Consider the following 18,402-nt stretch of genomic DNA (forward strand, 5'->3'; position numbering starts at 1 on the left):
GTAGCGGACGCTTCAGGAGGCGTTCGGCGGCGCTGTGGACCCTCGGACGACCAGTTCCACCGGGATGTCCCCCTCGTGCGGTGTGCGGCCGTCCAGGACGGCAAGGAGGGCTCGCATGCCGTGTTCTCCGAAGAGTTCGGCGTCGAGGCGGACCGTGGTGAGTTCCGGGTCGATGGCGGTGGCCAGGGCGAGGTCGTCGAGGCCGGTGACGGAGATGTCCTCGGGGATGCGCAGGCCGAGGCGGCGGGCGGCCTTGTAGGCGCCGGCGGCGAGTTTGTCGTCGTCGCAGACGAGGGCGGTGGGGCGGGGGCCGGGGGCCGCGAGGGCGGTCTCGGCGGCGGCCAGGGCGCCTTCGATGGAGATGGGGGCGCGGGTCGTACGGACCGTGGCGTTCTCGAACTCGCGCACGCGTGCGGCCAGTTCGCGTGCGCGTACCTCGAAGGTCCAGGACGGGATGTCGGCCGCGAGGTGGAGGAAGCGGCGGTGGCCCAGGGTCAGCAGGTGGTCGGCGACCTGGCGGACGCCGTCGGCGATGTCCAGGTTGACGGTGGCGGCGCCGAGGCTGCCCTCGGGGTCGCTGTCGAGCATCACGAGGGGGAGTTGGTCGCCGCGGATCGCGGTGAGGGCGTCGGCGGCCATGGAGGAGGCGATCACGCCGTCCAGGGCGGCCTGGGCGGAGGCGAAGGGGTCGCGGGCGGGGCCGATGCCCTCGGGCGAGGGGTAGAGGACCAGGCCGAAGCCGTGTTCGGCGGCGACGCGGGCGGCGCCGGTGTAGACGCCGGCGAAGAACTCCGTGGTCAGCGCGGGGACGACCAGGAGGACGGTACGGGTGCGTCCCAGCCTGAGATTGCGGGCCGCGAGGTTGGGCCGGTATCCCAGGTCGCGTGCTGCTTCCCGGACGCGTTCCGCGGTGGTCTCCGAGACGCGGCCCCGCCACTTGTCGCCGAGTACCAGGGAGACGGCGGCCTGTGACACCCCCGCGGCCTGGGCGACGTCGCGGCTTGTGGGGCGGGTGCTGCCTCGTACCACCGTGGGGCTGCTCCTTCGGCCGGGCTCCGTCTGGACTCGTGACAGGGCACATGGTACGTATGACGGTGGAAGTTATACGTAAAACGTAAGGGTGGGGCATGGCCGTGGGATATCTGGAGATCCTCAGGGCGAGGCACGCCACGCGCCTGCTGGTGGGCACCCTGGTCGGCCGGCTGCCGAACGCGACCGCCGCCATCGCCATCGTGCTGTTCATCCGCGCGGAGGGCGGCACCTACAGCCTCGCGGGCGCGCTGGCGGCCGTGTACGGGATCGCCAACGCGGTCGGGCAGCCTCTCCTGGGGCGGCTGGTGGACGTCCATGGGCAGCCGCGTGTGCAGCTGCCGGCGGCGGTCCTCTCGGCGCTCGCGATGGCCGTCTTCGCCTTCTACGGCACCGATCCGCTGCCTCTCGCCTATGTCGCAGTGGCCGCAGCCGGTCTGTTCGCGCCGCCCCTGGAGGGCGGTCTGCGGGCGCTGTGGCCGGCCGTGCTGCGCCGGGAGGAGCAGGTGCACACGGCGTACGCCATGGACGCGGTGGCGCAGGAAGTCATGTTCACCGTAGGGCCGTTGCTGGTGACGGTGTTCGTGTCGCTGTGGTCGGCCCCGGTGGCGCTGCTGGTACTGAACGTCATCGGGGTGCTGGGCGCGCTCTCCGTGGTCGTGTCGCCGCCCTCGCGCGCGTGGCGGTCGGCTCCGCGTGAGGCGCACTGGCTGGGCGCCCTGCGCTCGCCCGGACTGCTGGCGCTGCTGGGCGCGTTCCTGTTCGTCGGGATGGCGCTCGGGTCCATCACGGTCGCGTCCGTGTCGTACGCGGACGGGCACGGCGGTGACGTGGTGTACGGCTGGCTGATGGCCGCGATCGGGCTGGGCGCGCTGGTGGGCGGCACGGTCTACGGGGCGCGGCAGTGGACCGGGGCGCCGGAGCGGCGACTGCGGGTCCTGGTGGGGCTGCTGGCGGTGTGTTACCTGCCGTTGACGCTGATGCCGGGGGCGGTCGCCATGGTGCTGCTGACCGTGCTGGCCGGGGTGTTCCTGGCGCCCGCGCTCGCCTGTGCCTTCATCATGGTCGACCGGCATGCGCCGAAGGGCACGGTCACCGAGGCTTTCTCGTGGCTTGTGACGACGTTCACGGTGGGGGCATCGGTCGGAACGGGCGTCGCGGGGCCGGTCGTAGAGGCCGGTGGGGCCCTGTGGGGGTTCGCCGTGCCGGGGGTCGCGGGGGGTGTGTCGCTGCTGGTCCTTCTGGCGACCGGACGGGTCCTCGCAGCTCCCGCCGGGGGTGCGGTGGTTGCGGCTTCATCGGAAAATGATCCAAACCGAGCTGTCGAACCCCGTTTCAGCACAGGGGATCGGGCGTAATGTTCACTCATGGACCGCCGCATTTTCGGGCTGGAGAACGAGTACGGCGTCACGTGTACGTTCAGGGGACAGCGTCGACTGTCTCCCGACGAAGTGGCTCGGTACCTCTTCCGCCGTGTCGTGTCATGGGGCCGCAGCAGCAATGTCTTTCTGCGAAACGGCGCCCGGCTCTATCTCGACGTGGGCTCACATCCGGAATACGCGACCCCCGAATGTGACAACGTGACCGAACTGGTCACCCACGACAAAGCCGGCGAGCGCATTCTCGAAGGACTCCTGGTGGACGCCGAACGACGCCTGCACGAGGAGGGAATCGCGGGCGACGTCTACCTCTTCAAGAACAACACCGACTCGGCGGGCAACTCGTACGGCTGCCACGAGAACTACCTGGTGGCACGGCACGGCGAGTTCTCCCGGCTCGCGGACATCCTCATTCCGTTCCTGGTCACGCGTCAGCTTCTGTGCGGCGCGGGCAAGGTGCTGCAGACTCCGCGCGGCGCCGTGTACTGCGTCAGCCAGCGCGCCGAACACATCTGGGAGGGCGTCTCCTCGGCGACGACGCGTTCCCGGCCCATCATCAACACGCGGGACGAACCGCACGCGGACGCCGAGCGCTACCGCCGTCTCCACGTCATCGTGGGCGACTCGAACATGTCCGAGACGACCATGCTGCTCAAGGTCGGTGCCACCGACCTGGTGCTGCGCATGATCGAGGCGGGCACGGTGATGCGTGACCTGACCCTGGAGAACCCGATCCGGGCGATCCGTGAGGTGAGCCACGACATCACGGGCCGGCGCAAGGTGCGTCTGGCCAGCGGCCGTGAGGCCTCCGCGCTGGAGGTGCAGCGCGAGTACTACGAGAAGGCCGTGGACTTCGTCGAGCGCCGCGGCATCCGCACCGGCACCGTCGAGCAGGTCCTCGAACTATGGGGCCGGGTGCTGGACTCGATCGAGGCCGAGGACCTCGACCGGATCGGCACCGAGATCGACTGGGTCATGAAGTACCAGTTGATCGAGCGGTACCGGGCCAAGCACAACATGACCATGTCCCACCCGCGGGTCGCCCAGATCGACCTCGCGTACCACGACATCCACCGTCGCCGAGGGCTCTACTACCTCCTGGAGAGGAAGGGCCAAGCCGCCCGGATCTGCAACGACTTGAAGATCTTCGAGGGCAAGTCCGTTCCGCCGCAGACGACTCGGGCCAGGCTCCGCGGCGACTTCATCCGCAGGGCTCAGGAACAGCGGCGGGACTTCACCGTCGACTGGGTCCATCTCAAGCTCAACGACCAGGCCCAGCGCACGGTGTTGTGCAAGGACCCGTTCCGTTCCGTGGACGACCGGGTGGAGAAACTGATCGCCGGAATGTAGGCGAAAGCATCCGGATACCGACGTCCGGATACATATTCGGTACGCCACACGGGCCCCGTACGTTTCACGTACGGGGCCCGCCTCACGCCGTAGAGTTGCGCGCACGCCATCAACAAGATCGACCGATTACGAGGCCTTCACCGTGCGCCGACGCTCCCTTCTCATCGCTGTTCCCGCAGGACTCGTGACGGTCGCGGGGTGCGGTGACAGCGATTCCTCCTCAAGCAAGGCCAGTGCGTCGCCGTCGCCGTCCGCCTCGGCCTCGTCGGTGCCGCCGCCCAAGCTGGTGGACGGGCCGGTTCCGGCGATCACGGCGGGCACGAAGTTCGACGAGAAGCCGACCGTCGCGAAGGGCACCGGCGATCCGTCGAAGAACCTCGCGGTCAAGACGGTCATCGCGGGCGGCGGGAAGGCCGTCGCCGAGGGCGACTTCGTCCAGGTCAACTACCTCGGCCAGATCTGGTCGACGGCGAAGGTCTTCGACAACTCCTACGACCGCAAGGCGCCGTTGGTCATCCAGCTCGCCCAGGGCAGCATCATCGACGGCTGGCGCTACGGCCTCGCGGGCAGGAAGGTCGGCAGCCGCGTCGAGATGGCCATCCCGCCGACCTGGGGGTACGGCACGTCGGGCAACAGCCAGGCGGGCATCAAGGGCACCGACACGCTGGTCTTCGTGATCGATGTGCAGGACGCCTTCAACATCAAGAGCTCCGCCAAGGGCACGACCGTCGCGCAGTCCGACGCCGCGCTGCCCAAGGTCGGCACGAACACCGACGGCAAGGCCCCCTCGGTCACCGTCCCCAAGTCGGACCCGCCGAAGAAGCTGGTGTCGAACTACGTCCTGGAGGGCGACGGAGCCGTCGTCAAGGCCTCGCAGACGATCCTGTGCCAGTTCAAGGGCGTGGTCTGGAACACCGGCAAGGAGTTCGAATCGACGTACACGCAGGGGCGGTTGAGCCAGTTCGCGATCTCCCAGATGGAGTCGATCGTCAAGGGACTGGCCCAGGGCGTCACCGGCAAGAAGGTCGGCAGCCGCGTCCTGATCGTCGCGCCGCCGGCCCTGGCCTACGGCGACACCCCGCCGAGCGGCGGTGCCATCAAGAAGGGCGACACGCTGGTGTTCACGGTCGACATCCTGGCGGCGATGTAGCCCCACGGGTGAAGACGTCCCGGCGCGCTACGCCTGCCGGGATGCGAGACTGTCCGAGTTGCCTTGTCGTACACAAGCAGGAGCTAGAGACGTGAGCATCGAGAAGCCCGAGATCGACTTCCCGGGCGGCGAGCCCCCGGCCGACCTGGAGATCAAGGACCTGTGGGAGGGTGACGGCGCCGTCGCGCAGGCGGGCCAGAACGTCACCGTCCACTACGTGGGCGTGGCCTTCAGCACCGGCGAGGAGTTCGACGCGAGCTGGAACCGCGGCACCCCGTTCAAGTTCCCCCTCGGCGGCGGCCGTGTCATCAAGGGCTGGGACCAGGGCGTGCAGGGCATGAAGGTCGGCGGCCGTCGCCAGCTGACCATCCCGGCGCACCTCGCCTACGGCAACCAGAGCCCGACCCCGGCGATCAAGCCGGGCGAGACCCTGATCTTCGTGGTCGACCTCGTCGCCGTCTGATCACCGGATCCGACCGGACCCGATCACCTGGGGCCCATGCCTGTTCGGGCATGGGCCCTCGGCTTTTGCCAGGCCGTCATGGGGCGGTACGGTCATCGTTCGTAAGCACATAGGAAGGCGAAGGGCGTCGATGGCCATTGCCAAGGCCGAGCGGCTGATGAACCTCGCGCTGTGTCTGCTCGGGACGCGGCGGCCGCTCAGCAAGCGTGAGCTGCGTGAATCCATCGAGGCCTATCTCGAAGCGGGCAGCGACGACTCCTTCAACCGGATGTTCGAGCGCGACAAGGACGATCTGCGCGAACTCGGGCTGGTCATCGAGACGGTGGAGAACCTGGACGGAGAGGTCGGCTATCTAGCCCGCCGCGACAGCAACCGCCTGCCGCCCGTCACCCTCGACGCCGAGGAGGCCGCCGCGCTCGGACTCGCCGCCAAGGTGTGGCAGCAGGCCCGGCTCGCCGGCGCCGCCAGCGGCGCCCTGCAGAAGCTGCGCGCGGCCGGGATGCCCGAGGACCTCGACCCGTACGAGCCCCATGGCGCCCTGGAGCCGCGCATTCCGGTGCACGAGGCGTCCTTCGAGCCGCTGATGCTGGCCTGCCGCGACCGCAGGCCCGTCGTGTTCGAGTACCGCAAGGCCACCGCCGCCCGCCCCGAGACCCGCAGTGTCGAACCCTGGGCCCTGGAGTGCTGGCGCGGCCACTGGTACCTGGCCGGCTGGGACCGGGACCGGGGTGCCGAGCGGGTCTTCCGGCTCTCCCGGATCACCGGCAAGGTGCGCTCCCGCAACGGGCGGTTCACCGCCGACGTGCCCGATGTCGTGACCGTGCGCGAGACCGTCGCGAGCTGGGCGGGGGAGACCGCCGACCGCTCCGCGCTGATCCGGCTGCGCTCGGGCTCCGGGTACCCCTTGCGGGCGAAGGCCACGGCGGTTCGGGAACTCGGGGACGGCTGGGACGAGTTGGAGATTCCGTACGGCCACGGGCTGGACGCCTGGCTGGTGGAGTTCGGGCCCGACGTCGTCGTGCTGGAGCCGGCCGAGCTGCGGGCCGACGTGGTGGACCGGCTGCGTGCCGTGGCCAAGGGCTGAGGGGGAGCGGAAGAGAACTGTGGCAGGCAAACCGGTCAGGCCCGTCAACGCCATCGACCAGACCCGGCGGATGCTCTCCCTGGTGACCTATCTGAAGGAGCGCCCCGGAGCCCGTGTCGAGGACGTCGCCCGCGCCTTCGGGATCACCGAGGACGAGCTGGTCTCCGACCTCGACGTGCTGCCCATGTGCGGGACCAGCTTCCGGGGCGGTGACCTGCTCGACATCGACACCGACGGCGAGCGCATCTGGTGGCACAACCCGGACGACGTCGCCGAGCCGCTGCGGCTGGCCGCCGACGAGGCGACCGCGCTGCTGGTGGCCGCCCGCGCGGTGTCCACACTGCCGGGCCTGCGCGAGAGCGACCGGCTGGCACTGCTGCGGGCCAACGCCAAGCTGGAGGCGGCGGCCGGAGAGGCGGCCGGTGCCAGCGCGCGGCTGTCGGTGACCTTCGAGTCCGAGGGCGGTGTCTTCGCGGACGTCGACCGGGCCATCTCGGAGCGCCGCCGCCTGTGGATCCGCTACTACTCGCCCGCTCGTGACGAGTTGAGCGAGCGCGAGATCGACCCCATCCGCCTGGTCAGCGTCGGGCATACGTATGTGGAGGCCTGGTGCCGGCGCTCCGAGGCGCGCCGCACCTTCCGGCTCGACCGGGTCGCCGAGATCAAGATCCTCGACGAGCCGTCCGCCCCGCCCGAGATCGAACTGCGGGACCTCTCGGAGGCGCTGGTGCAGCCCGCCGCCGAGGACCCGGAGGTCGTGGTGGAGGTCGGTCCGGGCGGGCGCTGGGTCGCCGAGTACTACCCGCACGACAGTGCCGATGAGCTTCCCGACGGCGGGCTGCGTATTACTCTGCGCACCCCCGACCCGGCGTCCCTGCGACGCCTGGCCCTGCGGCTCGGGCGCGACGGCCGGATCGTCTCGCCGAGCGACCTCGCCGACAGCGCCCGCAGGGCCGCGCGCGAGGCATTGGCGGCCTACGACGGACCGCAGAGCGTGGTTGACGGTGTGCACGGTGTTGGCGACAGGCAGGAGCAAGAGCTGTGAGTGAGTCGACGGTGTCGGGTGTCCAGTCGGGTGTCCAGGGGATGACGGTGGCCGCCGCGTTCGCCGGGATGAAGAGCGTGGTGCCCGTGCTGTTCAGAGCGGGCTGCCCGGACTGCCGGGGCAATTTCGAACTGGCGGCGAGCGCCCTGCGCCTCGCCATCGGCGCCACCAGCCGCACCACCTTCTACTCCTTCACCTGCCCCGACTGCGGCGCCGCGGTCCGCAAGCCCGCGGGCGAGCGGATCGTCGAACTGCTCACCGGCGGCGGGGTCCGGACCCTGCGGCTGACCTCCGTCGGGTAGCAGGGTCTAGGCTCGCCCCATGTTCTGGGCGATGGTCGCGGTAGCTGTGGGTTTTCTGGGTCTCGCCGTGCTCGGCGTCCTTGCCGTCCGGGTCTTCCTGGAGGCGCGGCGGCTCGGACTCCAGGTCACGGACTCGGCGCGGCGCATCAACAGGGCGGCCGAGGACCTGGAGCGGGCGGCCGTCGCGACGGCCCGTTCCGTGGACGCACTGTGAGTCACATATGGGCGGGGTGTGAGTTCCGCGCCTCATGCGCTTCGCGTCACTTTGCCCTGTCACGTTGTCGGTGGGGCCAGGTACGCTGCTGGTCGCGGTCCGGATAACGAGGCCCGGAGCGCGGACCGGGAGTACGCACGGGGATTGCCTCACGTTTACCCCTGAGCGTTACGATCGCTGTCAGCACGATAGATCGGACACATGTCCGACCGATCGGACAGCACCCACACCCCAGCCGCCTCGGTGAGAAGGTAAAGACTTATGTTCGGAAGGCTCGGAGCTCCCGAGATCATTCTCATCCTCGTCGTCATCGTGCTTCTGTTCGGCGCGAAGAAGCTTCCGGACATGGCCCGCTCCCTCGGCAAGTCCGCTCGCATCCTCAAGAGCGAAGCCAAGGCGATGAAGGAAGAGGGCAACAGCACCCCCGCCCCCGCCGGCCCGCCGAACACCGACGAGTCCGTGCAGCGCACCATCCAGGCCGCCCCCGGCGACGTGACCAGCTCGCGCCCCGTCACCGAGCCGTCGGACACGACCAAGCGCTGACGCAGGGCCGGGACGCCCCCGGCCTGCCGCACGAGATGAGGACGTGGGTTGCCTAAGCCCGCCCGAAAGAAGGAGAAGGACCCCGAGGGGCGGATGCCCCTCGCGGACCATCTGCGTGAGCTGCGCAACCGGCTCGCGAAGGCGATGCTCGCCATCATCGTGGTGACCTGCGTGGCCGCCTTCTACTACAACGACATCGTCAACATCATCACCAAGCCGATCCTGCACTCGGTCGGTTGCACCCAGAACTTCGAGCAGCTGTCGAAGTCGACGGACAAGACCCAGTGCGCGCAGATCACGATCAACGGTCTGCTGACGCCGTTCACGCTGGCGTTGAAGGTGTCCCTGATGGCCGGCGTCGTCCTGGCCTCCCCGGTCTGGCTGTACCAGCTCTGGGGCTTCGTCGCCCCGGGTCTGCACAAGAACGAGAAGAAGTACGCGCTCTCCTTCGTCGGCACCGGCGTCCCCCTTTTCCTCGGCGGCGCCTACTTCGCCTACCGGGTACTGCCCACCACGGCGAAGGTCCTGATCGGCTTCACGCCGAAGGACGTCAACAACCTGCTGCCGTTGGACGACCTGCTCGACCTGGTCACGCGCATGGTGCTCGTCTTCGGCCTCTCCTTCGAGCTGCCACTGCTGCTGATCATGCTCAACCTCACGGGTGCGCTGACCGGCAAGCGGATGCTCGGCTGGTGGCGCGCCATGATCCTCGGCATCACGGTCTTCGCGGCCGTCGCCACCCCCAGCACCGACCCGCTGACCATGCTGGCGCTGGCCGGCCCGATCTGGGTGCTGTACTTCGGCGCGGTCGTCTTCTCCCTGCTCAACGACCGGCGCAAGCGGCGTCGGGACGCGGAGGGACCGGACGACGACGAGGCCTCCGACCTGGATCTCACCCCCGAGGACATCGGCGATGTCGAAGCCGTCTCGGCCGGCCGGGCAGCCCTGCCCGAGCAGGCGGGCGGCACGGGTTCGGACCGGGTCAACGGCTATGACGACGTGACCTGATCGCCACCCCGATCTCCGCCGAGACCGGCCGTTCCCGCACCGCGGGCGGCCGGTCTCCGTGTGTGTACGGCGTGTGTGAGGTCCTCGGGAACGGATAATGATCGTCCTGTTGTCAGTGGGGCCCGGTACGCTCGAAAGCACGATGACAGAGGACCTCTCCCCGGCCGAGCGGTACGCGGCAGCCCGCCTGCGGGCAGCCGAGCAGGCCACCGCGCTCGCGGACTTCCGCGAGATGTACGACTTCGGTCTCGACCCCTTCCAGATCGAGGCCTGCCAGGCGCTCGAAGCGGGGAAGGGCGTGCTGGTCGCGGCGCCCACCGGCTCCGGCAAGACGATCGTCGGCGAGTTCGCCGTCCACCTCGCCCTCCAGCAGGGCAAGAAGTGCTTCTACACGACCCCCATCAAGGCACTGTCGAACCAGAAGTACGCCGACCTGTGCCGCCGTTACGGCGCGGACAAGGTCGGCCTGCTCACCGGCGACAACAGCGTCAACTCCGAGGCACCGGTGGTCGTCATGACCACTGAGGTCCTGCGGAACATGCTGTACGCCGGTTCGCAGACCCTCCTCGGCCTCGGATACGTGGTCATGGACGAGGTGCACTACCTCTCCGACCGCTTCCGCGGCGCCGTATGGGAAGAGGTGATCATCCACCTCCCCGAGTCGGTGACCCTGGTGTCCCTGTCGGCGACGGTGTCGAACGCCGAGGAGTTCGGCGACTGGCTCGACACCGTCCGCGGCGACACCGAGGTGATCGTCTCCGAGCACCGTCCGGTGCCGCTGTTCCAGCACGTGCTCGCCGGACGCCGCATGTACGACCTGTTCGAGGAGGGCGAGGGCAACAAGAAGGCCGTCAACCCCGACCTCACCCGCCTGGCCCGCATGGAGGCCCAGCGCCCGTCGTACCAGGACCGCAGACGCGGCCGCGCCATGCGCGAGGCCGACCGGGAGCGCGACCGGCGACAGCGCTCGCGTGTGTGGACACCGGGCCGCCCCGAGGTCATCGAACGGCTCGACGCCGAAGACCTGCTCCCCGCCATCACGTTCATCTTCAGCCGCGCCGCCTGCGAGGCCGCCGTACAGCAGTGTCTGTACGCCGGGCTGCGGCTCAACGACGACGAGGCGCGGGAGAAGGTGCGCGCCCTGGTCGAGGAGCGCACCGCCTCCATCCCGAACGAGGACCTGCACGTCCTGGGCTACTACGAGTGGCTCGAAGGCCTGGAGCGCGGCATCGCGGCCCACCACGCGGGCATGCTGCCGACGTTCAAGGAGGTCGTCGAGGAGTTGTTCCTGCGCGGGCTCGTGAAGGCCGTGTTCGCCACCGAGACCCTGGCGCTCGGCATCAACATGCCCGCGCGCTCGGTGGTGTTGGAGAAGCTCGTCAAGTGGAACGGCGAGCAGCACGCCGACATCACCCCCGGCGAGTACACCCAGTTGACCGGCCGGGCCGGCCGCCGCGGCATCGACGTCGAGGGCCACGCCGTGGTGCTGTGGCAGCGTGGGATCAGCCCCGAGCACCTCGCGGGACTGGCCGGCACCCGCACCTATCCGCTGCGCTCCAGCTTCAAGCCGTCGTACAACATGGCGGTCAACCTCGTCGACCAGTTCGGGCGGCACCGGTCGCGCGAGCTGCTGGAGACGTCCTTCGCGCAGTTCCAGGCGGACAAGTCGGTCGTCGGGATCTCGCGGCAGGTGCAGCGCAACGAGGAGGGCCTGGAGGGCTACAAGGACTCCATGACCTGCCACTTGGGCGACTTCGACGACTACATGCGGCTGCGCCGCGAGCTCAAGGACCGCGAGACCGAGCTCGCCCGGCAGGGCGTGGCGCTACGGCGGGCCGAGTCCGCCGTAGCGCTGGAGAAGCTCAAGCCGGGGGACATCATCCATGTCCCGACCGGCAAGTACGCTGGTCTGGCACTGGTGTTGGACCCGGGACTGCCCGCCGGACGGTCGAACGGCCATCGCGGCTTCGAGCAGCACGACGGGCCGCGTCCGCTGGTCCTGACGGCCGAGCGGCAGGTCAAGCGGCTCGCGTCGATGGACTTCCCGGTGCCCGTGGAGGCCTTGGACCGGATGCGGATCCCGAAGTCCTTCAACGCCCGTTCCCCGCAGTCCCGTCGGGACCTGGCCTCCGCGCTGCGCACCAAGGCCGGGCACATCCCGCCGGAGCGGGCCCGCAAGCAGCGCTCGCAGGCCGCCGACGACCGCGAGATCTCACGCCTGCGTACGGCGATCCGGGCACATCCGTGTCACGGCTGCACCGACCGTGAGGACCACGCCCGTTGGGCCGAGCGGTACCACCGGCTGCTGCGGGACACCTCGCAGTTGGAGCGGCGCATCGAGGGGCGGACCAACACGATCGCCCGGACCTTCGACCGTATCGTCGCCCTGCTGACCGAACTGGACTATCTGCGCGGAGACGAGGTCACCGAGCACGGCAAGCGGCTGGCCCGGCTCTACGGCGAGCTTGATCTGCTGGCGAGTGAGTGTCTGCGGGAGGGTGTGTGGGAGGGGCTCGCCCCTGCCGAACTCGCCGCGTGCGTCTCGGCGTTGGTCTTCGAGGCGCGCGTCAGCGACGACGCCACGACGCCCAAGGTGCCCTCCGGCAAGGCCAAGGCCGCGCTGGGGGAGATGGTGCGGATCTGGGGACGTCTCGACGCCCTGGAGGAGGATTTCCGGATCACGCAGACCGAGGGGGTCGGGCAGCGGGAGCCTGATCTCGGCTTCGCCTGGGCCGCGTACATGTGGGCCAGTGGGAAGGGGCTGGACGAGGTGCTGCGGGAGGTGGAGATGCCGGCCGGGGACTTTGTTCGGTGGTGCAAGCAGGTGATCGATGTGCTCGGGCAGATTTCGGCGGCGGCGCCGGTTTCTGGTGGGGAGGCTTCCTCGACCGTGGCCAAGAATGCGCGTAAGGCTGTTGAGTTGTTGCTGCGGGGGGTTGTGGCGTACTCGTCGGTGGGGTGAGGTGCGGGTTCGCTGTAGCTAGGTGCGCCCACGCGGCGGAGCCGCATATGTCACAGCCCCGCGCCCCTGAAAAAACTATCGGTTCAGGTACGTTCGCCAGGCGCCGTACCCGGTGATGTCCTCTGCGTCCGCCAGCGCCCCTGGTTCACACAGGAAGCCCGGCACCCTCGTGCCGTCCGCCAACTCCACGCTCCCCAGCGTCATCGGGCGGGGGAGGGCCGCCAGCAGTCTGCCCAAGCCCTCTGCCGGGAGTTGCCACACCTCCGTCTCGATCTCCGCGCCGCCCTCGCCCACGTGGACCAGGCCTGGCTTGGGTGGGGTGGTTGCGAGGGCGTGCAAGCGGTAGAGGGGGGCCGTTGTGGTCGTGCGGTCCAAGCGGGCGCCCAGGGACAGGAGTTGGGGGTTCAGGGGCTGGCCCGTCAAATGGGCGCCCACCACTGCCAGTTGGACCGGTGGGTTCAGGTCCCTGGCGATTCGCGCCAGGCGGTCGTCCGTGAAGGCCGGGCCGATCAGCATCACGCCGAAGGGGAGTGCGTTCACCTCGCCTGCGGGGACTGCCACCGCCGCCAGGTCGAAGAGGTTCGTGGAGTTGGTGAAGCGGCCCAGGCGGGCGTTCGCCCCCAGGGGATCGGCCGCTACCTCGGACAGCGTGGGGTGGCCCGGTGTGGTGGGGAGCAACAGGGCGTCCGCGTCGGCCAGTTCGGCGAGAGCGCGGGTGCGGAGGGTGGCCAGGTGGTCTTGGTCGGCGTACAGCCGGTGGGCCGGGATGTCCCGGGCCCGAGTGATGATGCCGGCGACTGTGGGGTCCAGGTCCGACGCACCGTCTGCGATCGCCTTGTCGATAAAGCTTCCCACCGCCGTGTAGCGCTCGGCGACGAATGCCCCCTGGTAGAGCATCGCCGCCGCTTCCGTGAAGGGGGTGAGGTCGAGGGTGCGGATCTCACAGCCTGCCGTCCTGAATCGGCTTACCGCCGCCTCGTAGGCCTCCGCCCACCCCGCGTCCAGTTCGCCCAACTGATCGCGTGGCGGGACCGCGATGCGCCAGGGGCCGGGGGCGCGTTGGGGGAGGGGCGGGAGGTCGCGGTCCGTTGGGGAGGTCAGGAAGGACAGGGCCTGCCCGGCCTCGGGGAGGGTGCGGGCGAAGACCGTCACGCAGTCGATCGAGGCGCAGGCCGGGACCACGCCGGCCGTCGGGACCAGGCCTCGGGTGGGCTTGAGGCCGACGATGCCGTTGAAGGCGGCGGGGACCCGGCCGGAGCCCGCCGTGTCGGTGCCGAGTGCGAGGTCGACGATGCCGAGGGCCACGGCGACGGCGGAACCGGCGCTGGAGCCGCCGCTGATCCGGGCCGGGTCATGGGCATTGCGGACCGCGCCGTACGGGGAGCGGGTGCCGACCAGGCCTGTGGCGAACTGGTCGAGGTTCGTGGTGCCGAGCGCGATCGCGCCCGCCGCGCGGAGGCGGGCGACGGCCGGGGCGTCCGCGTCCGGTTCGTAGGCGTACGCCGGGCAGCCCGCCGTCGTCGGAAGGCCGTGTACGTCTATGTTGCCCTTGGCCGCGAACAGGCGTCCCGCGAGGGGTAGTTGCTCGCCCGCCGCCAGTCGCTCGTCGATCGCCCGCGCCTCGGACTCGACGTCCGACTGCGGGCGCAGGTCGATCCAGATCTCGGGGCGGTCCACCGCCTCGATGCGGGCGTAGGCGGCGCGGACTCGGGACACGGTGGTCGACATCTCTTGTTGCTCCTTGCGGTTCAGGCTGCGGTTCGGCTTGCGGGGGCGAGGACGAGCAACGCCGTGCCCGCTTCCACCTGGTCGCCGGGCCTGGTCAGGATCTCGGTCACCACGCCGGTCATGGGCGCGTGCACTCTGGACTCCATCTTCATCGCCTCCAGGGCCAGGAGGGGCTGGCCCACGGTGACCTCGTCGCCGGGCTCGACGTTCAACTGCCATACGGACGCGGCGAATTCGGCCTCCACCAGCCGTCCGCCCGCCGGGACCGTCACCTCGGCCCGCGGCGGTGCCGGGGTGGCCGCCGCCTCCGCCCGGGTGAACTCGCCCGCCGCCTCCCAGGCGTCGCGCTCCGCGCCGAACGCGGCCTGCTGGCGGGACCTGAACTCCCCGATGGAATCGGCGTGTTCGGCGAGAAACGCCTCGTACTCGGCGAGCGAGAACGTGCCCTCCTCGATGCGCGGGACGAAGCGGCCGGAGGTGATGTCGGCCCGGAGTTCCAGGAGTTCGTCGGCCTCCACCGGGTACCACTTGATGCGGTCGAAGAAGCGCAGCAGCCACGGTGAGCCCGGCTCGAAGGCGCCGCGCTGCTGCCAGCCCGACCACACCTGGGTCGTACGGCCCACGAACTGGTAGCCGCCGGGGCCCTCCATGCCGTAGACGCAGAGGTAGGCCCCGCCGATACCGACCGAGTTCTCGGCCGTCCAGGTACGGGCCGGGTTGTACTTGGTGGTGACCAGGCGGTGGCGCGGGTCCAGGGGGGTGGCCACCGGGGCGCCCAAGTAGACGTCTCCCAGGCCCAGTACGAGGTATTCGGCGTCGAAGACCGTGTCGTAGACGTCCCGCACCGAGTCCAGGCCGTTGACGCGGCGGATGAACTCGATGTTCCAGGGGCACCAGGGGGCGTCGTCGCGGACGCCGGCCATGTAGCGGGCGATGGCCTCGCGGGTCGCCGGGTCGTCCCAGGAGAGGGGGAGGTGGACCGTGCGGGAGGGGACGATCAGTTGGTCGGTGGGCGGGAGGGACGCCGCTATCTCCCGTACGGCGGTGAGGAGTTCGGGTTGGGGCAGGCGGCGCGGGTCCGTTCGGATCTGGAGGGAGCGGATGCCCGGGGTCAGGTCGGTGACGCCGTCGAGGTCGGCCTCGGTGATCGACTCCATCAGGGCGTGGACGCGCATGCGTAGCGCCAAGTCCAGTTGCATGGGCCCGAATTCGACCAGCAGGTTGTCGTCGCCGCTGCGGCGGAAGGTGACGTCGCCGTCCCGGGCCAGGATTCCGCCGTCCACGATGGCTGGGCGGGGCGAGCCGTCGACGTTCACCGGGCGGAAGCGGACCGTGTCGCCGGGCCTGAACTGGCCCAGTTTCCAACGCTCTTGGCTGACTACCGTTGCCGGGCAGACGAAGCCGCCGAGGGACGGGCCGTCGGGGCCGAGCAGGACCGGCATGTCGCCCGTGTAGTCGACGGCGCCGACCGAGTACGGGGTGTCGTGGATGTTGGACGGGTGCAGGCCGGCCTCGCCGCCGTCGGAGCGGGCCCAGCGCGGCTTGGGGCCGACCAGCCGGACGCCCGTGCGCGCCGAGTTGAAGTGGACGTTCCAGTCGGCGGCGTAGAAGTCGCGGATGTCGTCCTCGGTGAAGAACTCCGGTGCCGCGTGCGGGCCTTCGGCCGCCGCCACGTCCCATACGGCGCCGAAGACCGGGCGGTCGGCGGCCGGTACCGGCGCGCCCTCGGCGACCGTGCCGCCGTGCAGGACGTCACCGGTGCGCAGCGCCCGGCCGCCGTGACCGCCGAACCGGCCCAGCGTGAAGGTGCTCGCGCTGCCGAGGAAGGCGGGCACGTCCAGGCCGCCTGCCACCAACACATAGGTCCGCAGGCCGTGTCGGTCCGGTGCGCCGATCTCCAGGAGAGCGCCCGGAGGTACCGTCACCGGTTCCCACTGAGGGACCGGTGCGCCGTCGACGGTCACCGGCGCCGGTGCGCCCGTCACACACACGGTGGTGGCGTGGGTGAACCTCAACGCCGGCCCTTGGAGGGTGCATTCGAGGCCGGGGGTGCCGTCCGCGTTGCCGAGCGCGCGGTTGCCGAGGCGGAAGGAGAGGTCGTCCATCGGGCCGCACGGGGGGACGCCGACCTGCCAGTAGCCGGTGCGGCCGGGCCAGTCCTGCACGGTGGTGAGGGTGCCGCCGGAGACGATCTCGATGCGGGGAGTGGGGTCGGTGACGCCGGCGAGGGTCGCCGTGGAGTGGCGGGCCGCCAGGAACTCCGGTTCGGCGAGCGCCGCCCGGACCAGGCCCAGGTTCGTCTCGATGCCGTCCACGCGGGTGCGGGCCAGCGCCTCGTCGAGGCGGCGGAGCGCCTGGGCGCGGTCCGGTCCGTACGCGATCACCTTCGCGAGCATCGGGTCGTACGACGTCGTCACCTCGGTGCCGGTCTCCACCCAGCCGTCGACGCGCACACCCTGCGGGAACTCGACCCGGGTCAACAGGCCCGCGCTGGGCCGGTGTTCGCGGGAGGGGTCCTCGGCGTAGACGCGAGCTTCGACGGCGTGACCGCGCGGGCTGCCCGGGTCGCGGACGATGTCCCGCTCGCCACGGGCCAGGCGCAGCATCCAGGCGACGAGGTCGACGCCGTAGACCTCCTCGGTGACCGGGTGTTCCACCTGGAGACGGGTGTTGACCTCCAGGAAGTAGGCCTCCTCGCGCCGCGCGTCGTAGACGAACTCGACGGTCCCGGCGGAGCGGTAGCCGACCGAGGCGCACAAGTCGCGGGCGGACCGCGCGAGTTGCTGACGGATGCGCACGGGGAGTCCCGGTGCGGGGGCCTCCTCCACCACCTTCTGGTTGCGGCGCTGGAGGGAGCAGTCGCGGTCGCCGAAGGTGACGACCGTGCCCTCGCCGTCGCCGAAGACCTGTACCTCGATGTGGCGGGCGTGTTCGACGAGGCGTTCCAGGAAGACTCCGGCGGAGGAGAAGGAGGCGGCGGCGACACGCTGCACCCGCTCCCAGGCCTCGGTCAGTTCCTCGGCGGAGTGGCAGGCCGACATACCGATGCCGCCGCCTCCGCCGGTCGCCTTGAGCATGACCGGGTAGCCGATCGGCCCGGCCTGGGCGAGTGCCTCGTCCAGGTCCGCCAACAGGCCTGTGCCCGGCGCCAGTTGTACGCCCGCAGCCTCGGCCGCCGCCCGTGCCGTGTGCTTCGCGCCGAACAGCTCCAGTTGCCCGGGCGTCGGGCCCACGAACACGATCCCGGCGTCCTCGCAGCGCCGGGCGAAGGCCGCGTCCTCGGAGAGGAAGCCGTAGCCGGGGTGGATCGCGCCCGCGCCCGTGTCCTTGGCCGCCTTCAGCACCAGGTCGGCGTCGAGGTACGACTCCTTCGCGGGCGCCGGGCCGAGCCGTACCGCCTCGTCGGCGAGCCGGACATGGGGCGCCGAGCGGTCGGCGTCGGAGTACACCGCGACCGTGCGCAGGCCGAGTTCACGGGCGGTGCGGATGACACGGACGGCGATCTCGCCCCGGTTGGCGATCAGCAGCGTGTCGAAGGTCATTCGGGAACCCCGATCGTCATCTCCACGGCCGTCGGCTCGAAGCCGTTGCAAGGGTTGTTGATCTGGGGGCAGTTGGAGACCAGCACCAGGACGTCGCGTTCGGCGCGCAGGGTCAGCTTCAGGCCCGGTGCGGAGAGGCCGTCGACGATGCCGAGGGTGCCGTCCTTCTCGACCGGCACGTTCATGTACCAGTTGATGTTCGAGACCAGGTCCCGTTTGCCGAGGCCGTACTTGGCGCCCTCGGCGAGGAAGTTGTCCACGCACGCGTGCTGCGCCCAGGTGTGATGGCCGTAGCGCAGGGTGTTCGACTCCTTGGAGCAGGCGCCGCCGACGGTGTCGTGCCGGCCCACCTCGTCGTCGGTGACGGTCATCAGCGGCGTGTGCTCGTTGGACATGAGCACACTGCCCGTGGTCAGGAAGAGGTTGCCCTGGGCCTGGAGGGTGTCGGGGGCGCTGTAGCGGACCGTCGTGTCGTGGGCGTCGTAGACGAGGAAGTCGACGGCCTGGTTGCCGTGCAGGTCGGTGATGGTGAGCGTCTCGCCCGTGCGGACGACGGCGGACCAGGCGGCGCGTGCCGGGACTGTCGTGGTCTTCATACGGGCA

15 protein-coding genes are annotated in these 18,402 nt (G+C 70.1%); 11 read left to right on the top strand and 4 right to left on the bottom strand.

The genetic code is table 11. The features are described from left to right. Positions 1 to 12 precede the first annotated feature (12 nt). Positions 13 to 1,029, bottom strand: a complete 1,017-nt coding sequence (locus AB0M63_RS32550) for a LacI family DNA-binding transcriptional regulator (protein WP_366021901.1) — start codon at positions 1,027 to 1,029, stop codon at positions 13 to 15. A 98-nt stretch (positions 1,030 to 1,127) separates the two neighbouring features. Here AB0M63_RS32550 and AB0M63_RS32555 point away from each other — a divergent pair, with 98 nt between their 5' ends. The 11 genes from AB0M63_RS32555 (at position 1,128) to AB0M63_RS32605 (ending at position 12,529) form a co-directional block, all read left to right on the top strand. Beyond that, positions 1,128 to 2,387: an MFS transporter gene (locus AB0M63_RS32555; RefSeq protein WP_355906516.1), complete on the top strand. Its 1,260-nt coding sequence runs from the start codon at positions 1,128 to 1,130 to the stop codon at positions 2,385 to 2,387. A gap of 9 nt (positions 2,388 to 2,396) precedes the next feature. After that, positions 2,397 to 3,758, top strand: a complete 1,362-nt coding sequence (gene pafA / locus AB0M63_RS32560; RefSeq protein WP_171143128.1) for a Pup--protein ligase — start codon at positions 2,397 to 2,399, stop codon at positions 3,756 to 3,758. Positions 3,759 to 3,900: 142 nt separating this feature from the next. Next, a complete protein-coding gene (locus tag AB0M63_RS32565; protein ID WP_355906519.1) occupies positions 3,901 to 4,908 on the top strand; it encodes an FKBP-type peptidyl-prolyl cis-trans isomerase in 1,008 nt (335 codons plus the stop codon). Positions 4,909 to 4,999: 91 nt separating this feature from the next. Beyond that, positions 5,000 to 5,371: an FKBP-type peptidyl-prolyl cis-trans isomerase gene (locus tag AB0M63_RS32570; RefSeq protein ID WP_355906522.1), complete on the top strand. Its 372-nt coding sequence runs from the start codon at positions 5,000 to 5,002 to the stop codon at positions 5,369 to 5,371. 130 nt (positions 5,372 to 5,501) lie between these two features. Further along, on the top strand, positions 5,502 to 6,455 hold the full coding sequence (locus tag AB0M63_RS32575; protein WP_366021902.1) for a WYL domain-containing protein: 954 nt from the start codon (positions 5,502 to 5,504) through the stop codon (positions 6,453 to 6,455). Positions 6,456 to 6,474: 19 nt separating this feature from the next. Beyond that, positions 6,475 to 7,500, top strand: coding sequence for a WYL domain-containing protein (locus tag AB0M63_RS32580; protein ID WP_355906529.1), 1,026 nt, complete (start codon positions 6,475 to 6,477; stop codon positions 7,498 to 7,500). Beyond that, complete coding sequence (locus tag AB0M63_RS32585; protein WP_355906532.1) at positions 7,497 to 7,802, top strand: hypothetical protein; 306 nt, start codon at positions 7,497 to 7,499, stop codon at positions 7,800 to 7,802. Before AB0M63_RS32580 ends, AB0M63_RS32585 begins: the two co-directional genes overlap by 4 nt. 19 nt (positions 7,803 to 7,821) lie before the next feature. After that, positions 7,822 to 8,016 carry a hypothetical protein gene (locus AB0M63_RS32590; protein WP_355906535.1) on the top strand — a complete coding sequence of 65 codons (195 nt, stop codon included), beginning with the start codon at positions 7,822 to 7,824 and terminating at the stop codon, positions 8,014 to 8,016. 261 nt (positions 8,017 to 8,277) lie between these two features. Continuing rightward, positions 8,278 to 8,559, top strand: a complete 282-nt coding sequence (gene tatA / locus AB0M63_RS32595) for a Sec-independent protein translocase subunit TatA (RefSeq protein ID WP_355906538.1) — start codon at positions 8,278 to 8,280, stop codon at positions 8,557 to 8,559. 48 nt (positions 8,560 to 8,607) lie between these two features. Next, entirely contained in the window at positions 8,608 to 9,567 is a 960-nt protein-coding gene (tatC, locus tag AB0M63_RS32600) for a twin-arginine translocase subunit TatC (RefSeq protein ID WP_355906541.1), read from the top strand. Positions 9,568 to 9,664: 97 nt separating this feature from the next. Then, positions 9,665 to 12,529: a DEAD/DEAH box helicase gene (locus tag AB0M63_RS32605; RefSeq protein WP_355906545.1), complete on the top strand. Its 2,865-nt coding sequence runs from the start codon at positions 9,665 to 9,667 to the stop codon at positions 12,527 to 12,529. 75 nt (positions 12,530 to 12,604) lie between these two features. Here the strand turns inward: AB0M63_RS32605 and atzF are convergent, their stop codons facing one another. The 3 genes from atzF to AB0M63_RS32620 are packed head-to-tail and all read right to left on the bottom strand — an operon-like array spanning position 12,605 to position 18,395. After that, the gene (gene atzF, locus AB0M63_RS32610) at positions 12,605 to 14,257 is read right to left on the bottom strand and encodes an allophanate hydrolase (protein WP_366021903.1); all 1,653 of its coding nucleotides are present in this window, start codon (positions 14,255 to 14,257) and stop codon (positions 12,605 to 12,607) included. Between the two features lie 20 nt (positions 14,258 to 14,277). Beyond that, positions 14,278 to 17,799 carry a 5-oxoprolinase/urea amidolyase family protein gene (locus AB0M63_RS32615; RefSeq protein WP_366021904.1) on the bottom strand — a complete coding sequence of 1,174 codons (3,522 nt, stop codon included), beginning with the start codon at positions 17,797 to 17,799 and terminating at the stop codon, positions 14,278 to 14,280. Beyond that, positions 17,796 to 18,395 carry an urea amidolyase associated protein UAAP2 gene (locus tag AB0M63_RS32620; protein ID WP_366021905.1) on the bottom strand — a complete coding sequence of 200 codons (600 nt, stop codon included), beginning with the start codon at positions 18,393 to 18,395 and terminating at the stop codon, positions 17,796 to 17,798. Before AB0M63_RS32620 ends, AB0M63_RS32615 begins: the two co-directional genes overlap by 4 nt. Between the last annotated feature and the right edge of the window lie 7 nt (positions 18,396 to 18,402).

Source organism: Streptomyces sp. NPDC051576, assembly GCF_040681835.1.
In the GTDB taxonomy this organism is placed as follows: Bacteria; Actinomycetota; Actinomycetes; order Streptomycetales; family Streptomycetaceae; genus Streptomyces.